Source organism: Dietzia maris (assembly GCF_014144855.1).
Lineage (GTDB): Bacteria > Actinomycetota > Actinomycetes > Mycobacteriales > Mycobacteriaceae > Dietzia > Dietzia kunjamensis.
On record NZ_JAALDN010000176.1, the window covers coordinates 1 to 5,057 of the forward strand.

Here is a 5,057-nt window from a genome sequence, read left to right on the forward strand (position 1 = left end):
TCCGCCGCGAGGGCGCGATCTGCCCGCGGCCGAGGTTCGAGGCGGTCGCCGATCGGCTCCGCGCCGACTACGGCTGGCGCTGAGACGGCCGACCCCTCCGGGGCCGGGGATCGACGGAGGCGTCGTCGCACGTTTTGGCCGGTGACACCCCCGCTGGTAAAGTGGGTCGTCGGTGTCCACCGGAGCACGTTGTGCACGTGTCCGCGCGGACGAGACGACAAGACATCCGATCGGCGGGATCCCCTCGTGGAGCCGTCGACACACGACAAAAAGGTGTGACGAGTGGCCAACATCAAGTCCCAGATCAAGCGGAACCTCACCAACGAGCGCAACCGCCTCCGCAACCAGTCGACCAAGTCGGGCCTGCGTACCGCCATCCGCAGCCTGCGTGAGGCCACCGCGGCCGGTGACAAGGAGAAGGCCGGCGCCCTGCTCGTCGCCACCTCCCGTCAGCTCGACAAGGCCGCCAGCAAGGGTGTCATCCACCCGAACCAGGCCGCCAACAAGAAGTCGGCGCTCACCAAGGCTGTCAACAGCCTCTGAGCACCCCGGTCCCTCCCCTGACCGGGAGGCACCCAGCCCCACGTCTGCTCGCCTGACGTGACGAGGCTCCGAGGGCCCACCCCGCACCACGTGCGTGAGGTGGGCCCTCGTCGTATGTATGGCCGTCGTGTGCCTGGCCGCCATGTGTCTGGCCGTCGATTCCCCGATTCGGGCCCGCCCGCGTCCCTGCCGCGCGGGTCCGGTCAGCCGGCAGACGCGAGCGATCCGACCGCGCGGACAGCGCGCTCGAGGGCGTAGGACGTGTCCTCCGCCCCGCCCTTGACCTCGCCGTTGAGCGTGGCGACGACCTGCAGCGCGCTGCCCAGGGTCTCGATGGACCAGTAGCGGGTCTGCGCGGTGACCTTCTTGACCTTCCACGGCGGCAGGCCCTGCCGGGCCAGGTCGGCCGGCGGCACGCCCCGCTGGGTGCCGACCAGGGCGATGGAGTTCACCGCGTCGGCCAGGGCGTCGGCGAGCACGACGTGCGGGACCCCGGTGTGCATGGCCCACTCGAGTGCCTCGATCGCGCCGGCCACGTCCCCGGTGACCGCGCGTTCGGCCACGGTGAACCCGCTGACCCCCACGACCCCCGAGTGGTACCGCCGCACCGCCTCCACGTCGACCTTGCCGCCGGTGTCGGCCACGAGCTGACCGCACGCCGACGCCAACTGCCGCAGGTCCGTCCCCACCGCCTCCACGAGTGCCTCGCAGGCCTCGGGCGCGACCCTCACGTCCTGTGTCCGGAACTCGGACCGGACGAAGCCGACCACGTCCGTGTGCCGGGTGATCTTGCCCGCCGCGTGTTCCTCGGCCCCCGCCTTGCGCAGGTCCGCCACCAGGGCCTTGGCGCGACCGCCACCGGTGTGCTGGACGACCAGAACCGTCTCGGGGGGCAGGTCACGGGCCGCGCCGAGCACCGCGGACTGGGCGTCCTTGCCCAGCTCCGCCGCGCCGGTGATCACCACGATGCGGGCCTCACCGAACAGGGACGGCGAGAGCAGCTCGAACAGCTGCGGAGCCGTGACCTCGGGCCCGCCGAGCCTCGAGACGACCGGCGCGTCCTGCCCGGCGGGGGTCGCCGCACGCACCGCCGAGACGACGCCCGTGGTGGCGCGTTCGGTGAGGAACTCGTCCTCGCCCAACACCAGGTGCAACACAGCCGGTGCCGACCCCGATGCCATCTGCGCTCCTCGTCGTCGTTGTGGTTGTCGTCGTCATCTCTCCCAGTCATCGTGCCACGCCCCGCCGACAGGCCCGCACCACCACCGCGCACCGACCGGTCGACCCGGCCCGCTCCCCCACGTATTTTCGGGGCCACGAGCCAGTCCGACCGTGCGACGCCGACGCGGAGCGCCACGATGCGCGGTGTCCCAGCATCGAAAGGAACGACATGAGCGAGAACCAGGACGTTAACACCGAGACGACGGACCAGCTGACGTTCCAGAACCCGGCGACCCGCTACCCCGCCATCGAGCCGCCGGTCCAACACCAGGACGAGCCGGGCCTCGACGCCGACCTGGAGCCGAAGGCGGACCTCGGCGAGCACTCCTACCGTGGCACCGGCCGGCTCACCGGCCGCAGGGCGCTCATCACCGGCGGCGACTCGGGCATCGGGGCCGCGGTGGCGATCGCCTTCGCCCGCGAGGGCGCCGACGTGGCCATCCACCACCTGCCCGAGGAGGAACCCGACGCCCGCGCGGTCGCCGAGATCATCGAGCGCGAAGGCCGCACGGCCGTGCTCATCCCCGGCGATCTCACCGACCGCGCGTTCTGCGAGAGCCTCGCCGACACCGCCGTCGAGCGGCTCGGAGGCCTCGACATCCTCGTCAACAACGCCGGCAAGCAGGTCGTCGCACCCGCGCTCGAGGATCTGCCCGACGAGCAGCTCACCGACACCTTCGGGGTCAACATCGTCGGGATGTTCCGGGTGACCAGGGCCGCGTTGCGCCATCTGGAACCCGGGTCCACGATCATCAACACCACGTCCGTGGTGGCCTACATGGCGCCGCCGAACCTGCTGGACTACGCGTCCACCAAGGCCGCGATCAACAACTTCACCAAGGGGCTGGCGCAACAGCTCGCCCCCAAGGGTATCCGGGTCAACGCCGTGGCGCCCGGCCCCATCTGGACTCCTCTACAGGTGTCGGACGGGCAGCCCAAGGAGGAGTTGCCCGAGTTCGGCACGTCCACCCCGCTCGGCCGCGCCGGGCAACCCACCGAGTTGGCGCCCGCCTACGTGTTCCTCGCCTCGCCCGAGTCCAGCTACGTGATCGGCGAGACACTCGCGGTGACCGGAGGCATGCCCACGCCGTGACCCCCGGACCTGTCGGCCTCAGGACCGCCGCTCGGCGTCCTCCATGACCATCCGCTCCCGGGTGTCACCGTGGACCGCGGTGCCCTCCGCGACCGGCTCGTGGAGGGCGCCGGCGGTGTCCGGCACGGGCGTGCCCTTGCTGATCTCGGACTCCGAGAGCTTCCCGGAGAACCGCTCGCCCAGCTCGCGGAACAGCCTGTGCGAGGACCTCGCGGTGCGGACCTTGGGGCCGACCGGCCGCTCCTGCTGCGGATCGGTGCACGCGTCGATGATCGCCTCCACCACGATGTCGGGATCGTCCATCGCCGACAGCCTGGGCGCGTGTCCGGTGTAGTTTCCGACGTGATCCCACCAGGGCGTGTCGGCGGCCCACGGCAGGATCGTGGACACCGTGACCTGTTCGCCCAACCCGGCCAACCGCAGCTCCTCGTTGAGTGAACGTCCCAGGCTGCTGATGCCCGCCTTCGCCGCGGCGTAGCTGGCCTGGTACGCCAACGGCACCTCGCCGGCGACCGAGCCGACGTTGACCAACACGCCCTCCCCTCGAGCGGCGAAGCGGCGCAGCGCCGCATGGGCACCGAACATCATCCCCTTGAGGTCCACGTCGACGAGCCGCGCGTGGTCGGCGACGGGCACCTCCCAGAACAGACCCATGACGCCGACCGCAGCGTTGTTGACCCACACGTCGATGTGACCGAAACGCTCCTCCGCCGCCGCGGCGAGCTGCTCGACGGCGTCCGCGTCGCTGACGTCGGTCGGCACTGCCACCGCGCTGCCGCCGGCCCCGGTGATCTGCGTGACGACCTCCTCCAGCGGTGCGGCCCTCCGGGCGGCGACGACGACGTGGGCACCCCGCTCACCGAGTGCCAGTGCCGTGCCGCGGCCGAATCCGCTCGAGGCACCCGTGACGACGACCGTACGTCCCGCCAGGTCTTCCCGCTTGCCCATGATTCCTCCTCCGGGTGGTCTTCCAGGGTCCGACTGTGACGCCCATGGTCCACCGCGGTCGCCGACCACGCATCCGGTCAGGCAGCGCCGACGAACGGATGCGGCGGCCTGTGGTCGCCGGGATACTGGGGAGGTGGATCTGCTGCTCGACGCCGTACGCCGCTGGCGCCTGGAGAACGTGCCCGGCGCGTTGGCCAGGGTCGTGCACACCGGGGGGTCGGCGCCCCTTCCGCCGGGTACGGCGATGGCGGTCGCCGCCGACGGCGAGGTCGTCGGCGGCGTCTCGGGTGGCTGCGTGGACGGGACGGTGTTCTCCCTGTGCGAGCAGGTGATCGCCGACGGCACCCCCGTGCTCGCCCGTTTCGGCGGGGATGAGCTCACCGCGTTCGCCGAAGGGCCGACCTGCGGCGGGACCTCGGAGGTCCTCGTCCACCCGCTCGACGACGCCGGTCACGATGCGCTGGAACGGGTGCGCCAGACGCTGCGCGGAGGTCGGTCGGCGGTCCTCGCGACCACCGTGACAGGCCGATGCCCCGGCGCCCACCTGGTGGTGGCAACCGACGGCACCGAGGGTTCCCTCGGTGACACGCACCTGGACCGTCACGCGACCCGCGTCGCGGCCGAACACGTCGGTCGCCCCGGTGCGGTGACGGTCGACATCCCCGGCCCCACGGGCGTCGACGAGCCGGCCACCCGCGTGCTGGTGCACTCCTTCGCTCCCCCCTCCCTTCTCATCTTCGGCGCGAGCGCGTTCGGCGAGGCGCTCAGCCGGGCCGGCGCCCTGCTCGGCTACCGGGTGGTGGTCTGCGACGCCCGCCCCGCCCTCAACCGACGAGAGCGCTTCCCGGAGGCACACGAGGTGATCACCTGCTGGCCGCACGACTACCTGGACTCCGTGACGGTCGCCGAATCCACCGCGATCTGCGTGCTCACCCACGACCACAAGTTCGACATACCGCTCCTGCGGTCGGCCCTGCGCAGTCCGGCGGGGTACGTCGGCGCGATGGGTAGCCGCCGCGTCCACGCCGAACGACTCGATCTGCTCAGAGCGGAGGGACTCACCGACTCCGAACTCGCCCGCCTGCGTTCCCCCCTCGGACTGGACCTCGGTGCGCGCACAGCGGAGGAGACCGCCGTGTCCGTCGCCGCCGAACTGGTCGCCCATCGCCGCGGCGGCACCGGCGCGCCGCTCACGGGCCTCGACGTGGCCATCCACCGATGACCGGCCTGGTGCTGGCCGCGGGCGCGGGTC

General features: G+C 71.8%; 5 protein-coding genes and 1 pseudogene. 4 read left to right on the plus strand and 2 right to left on the minus strand.

The window, feature by feature from the left end:
- A pseudogene (locus G6024_RS16610) lies at window positions 1–83 on the plus strand (type II toxin-antitoxin system PemK/MazF family toxin); the annotation flags it as partial.
- Between the two features lie 199 nt (window positions 84–282).
- The gene (rpsT, locus tag G6024_RS06425) at window positions 283–543 is read left to right on the plus strand and encodes a 30S ribosomal protein S20 (protein ID WP_067719663.1); all 261 of its coding nucleotides are present in this window, start codon (window positions 283–285) and stop codon (window positions 541–543) included.
- A 203-nt stretch (window positions 544–746) separates the two neighbouring features.
- On the opposite strand, the gene holA is transcribed toward rpsT, so the two are convergent.
- Window positions 747–1,724, minus strand: coding sequence for a DNA polymerase III subunit delta (gene holA, locus G6024_RS06430; protein ID WP_159148320.1), 978 nt, complete (start codon window positions 1,722–1,724; stop codon window positions 747–749).
- A gap of 209 nt (window positions 1,725–1,933) precedes the next feature.
- Here holA and G6024_RS06435 point away from each other — a divergent pair, with 209 nt between their 5' ends.
- Window positions 1,934–2,857 carry an SDR family oxidoreductase gene (locus G6024_RS06435; protein ID WP_069389691.1) on the plus strand — a complete coding sequence of 308 codons (924 nt, stop codon included), beginning with the start codon at window positions 1,934–1,936 and terminating at the stop codon, window positions 2,855–2,857.
- Window positions 2,858–2,875: 18 nt separating this feature from the next.
- Here the strand turns inward: G6024_RS06435 and G6024_RS06440 are convergent, their stop codons facing one another.
- Window positions 2,876–3,805: an SDR family NAD(P)-dependent oxidoreductase gene (locus G6024_RS06440; RefSeq protein WP_159148321.1), complete on the minus strand. Its 930-nt coding sequence runs from the start codon at window positions 3,803–3,805 to the stop codon at window positions 2,876–2,878.
- A 133-nt stretch (window positions 3,806–3,938) separates the two neighbouring features.
- Here G6024_RS06440 and G6024_RS06445 point away from each other — a divergent pair, with 133 nt between their 5' ends.
- On the plus strand, window positions 3,939–5,027 hold the full coding sequence (locus G6024_RS06445) for an XdhC family protein (protein WP_235027787.1): 1,089 nt from the start codon (window positions 3,939–3,941) through the stop codon (window positions 5,025–5,027).
- Window positions 5,028–5,057 lie beyond the last annotated feature (30 nt).